The organism is Streptomyces sp. NPDC058864, from assembly GCF_042742985.1.
Taxonomy (GTDB): domain Bacteria; phylum Actinomycetota; class Actinomycetes; order Streptomycetales; family Streptomycetaceae; genus Actinacidiphila.
The window spans coordinates 81,355-82,312 of the sequence record NZ_JBHYMQ010000033.1; the positions used below are offsets into that span (position 1 = coordinate 81,355).

The following is a 958-nucleotide window of genomic DNA, read 5'->3' on the forward strand; positions in this document are numbered from 1 at the left end:
TGGGGGCCCGGCCCCCTACAGTTAACCCCCGTCGGGGTGGCCCCCTACGCCCCCTCGGTGGGGGTTTTTGTGGGGGCGGCGGGTGCGACCGTCCGCGCCTCCACGACCCCCGATGACCCCGAACCGGTTTCCCTTGGTAACAGATTTCTGTTATCGTTGATTCATGGATGAGAGGGCGACCACCAGAGAGCGGATCATGTCCGCCGCTGCTGTCCTGCTCGCCGAGGGTGGCCGCGACGCGGTCTCGACCCGGTCGGTCAGCAAGGCGGCGGCCGTCCAGCCGCCGACCATCTACCGGCAGTTCGGCGACATGCAGGGCCTGCTCGACGCCGTCGCGGCGGAGGGCTTCGCCGACTACCTGCACCGCAAGACCGACCGTGTGCGCGCCGACGATCCGGTCGAGGACCTCCGCTGGGGCTGGGACCTGCACATCGAGTTCGGTGTGGCCAACCCGGAGATATACCAGCTGATGTTCGGTCAGCCCAGGCCCGGCGCCGAGCAGGCGGCCGTGACGGAGTCGTTCAACGTCCTCCGCGGCCTGGTGACCCGGGTCGCCGAGGCGGGCCGGCTGAGCGTCGACGTGGAACGCGCCATGCTGATGATCCACGCGGCCGGGTGCGGAGTCGTCCTGACGCTGATCGCCACGCTGCCCGAGGCCCGTGACCCGGAGCTGTCGCCGCGGACGCGGGAGGCCATACTCGCCGCCATCACCACCGCGGCGCCCGAGGAAGCCGCCGAGGAGGGGCGTCGGACGATCACCCGCACCGTCGCCTTCAAGGCCGTGCTCCCGGAGATCGGGGAGATCCTCACGCCCGGTGAACGCATCCTGCTGAACGAGTTGCTGGACCGCATCACGCACTCCGTCTGAGACGCCGCGCGGGGGCCGGGTCACGGTCCTGCCCCCGCGCGACCTCACGGCTGCCGCCGTCTCCGTGCGGGGAACGCCCGGTGGGGAACC

1 protein-coding gene is annotated in these 958 nt (G+C 71.0%); it reads left to right on the forward strand.

All coding sequences use genetic code 11. From position 1 onward, the window contains the following. Nucleotides 1–163: 163 nt before the first annotated feature. Nucleotides 164–868, forward strand: a complete 705-nt coding sequence (locus ACFW3D_RS24220) for a TetR/AcrR family transcriptional regulator (RefSeq protein WP_500506943.1) — start codon at nt 164–166, stop codon at nt 866–868. The last annotated feature ends 90 nt before the right edge of the window (nt 869–958 follow it).